At 41.7% G+C, this 235-nt stretch carries 1 protein-coding gene; it reads left to right on the top strand.

Features of this window, described 5'->3' with window-relative positions; genetic code table 11:
* The coding region (locus JIG41_RS00005; RefSeq protein WP_312000466.1) for a group II intron maturase-specific domain-containing protein at positions 1-235 on the top strand (235 nt) is incomplete at both ends.

Below are 235 nucleotides of genomic sequence, written 5' to 3'. Positions count from 1 at the left end.
GAAGTACAAAGGAAAGCTGCTCATTAAACCGAGTAAATCTAACACGTTAATATTTCTGAGTAACTTGCGCGAACTCACTAAAAAGCACGCAACCACCCCCGTTAACGATCTAATCAAGTTGATAAATCCGAAACTCAGGGGTTGGTCGAATTACTATCGCCATTGCGTTGCCAAACAAGTATTCGGATATGTGAGCCACAAACTATTTCTAGCGTTATGGCATTGGGCTAAAAGG

It is taken from the genome of Pseudoalteromonas sp. bablab_jr011 (assembly GCF_016464045.1).
Classification (GTDB): Bacteria; Pseudomonadota; Gammaproteobacteria; order Enterobacterales; family Alteromonadaceae; genus Pseudoalteromonas; species Pseudoalteromonas lipolytica.
Note: the sequence above shows the minus strand (reverse complement) of the source record. Positions and strands in the feature narration are given on the sequence as shown.